Genomic DNA, 274 nt, shown 5'->3' on the forward strand with positions numbered 1-274 from the left:
TGGTGAAGGTGAAAGGCACGCCGCTTGCCGATAACGATGATGTCGATGCCTTTGATTTTATTCGCACCATTGCGGTCGCGCGGATCATGATGCCAACCTCTTACGTGCGCCTTTCTGCCGGACGCGAGCAGATGAACGAACAGACTCAGGCGATGTGCTTTATGGCAGGCGCAAACTCGATTTTCTACGGTTGCAAACTGCTGACCACGCCGAATCCGGAAGAAGATAAAGACCTGCAACTGTTCCGCAAACTGGGGCTAAATCCGCAGCAAAC

At 52.9% G+C, this 274-nt stretch carries 1 protein-coding gene; it reads left to right on the forward strand.

Features of this window, described 5'->3' with window-relative positions; genetic code table 11:
- Positions 1–274: biotin synthase BioB (locus tag AC0L3J_RS38075; protein ID WP_473350565.1), on the forward strand; the 274-nt coding region annotated here is incomplete at both ends.

The sequence above is a fragment of the Bradyrhizobium sp. Kon37 genome, assembly GCF_055807535.1.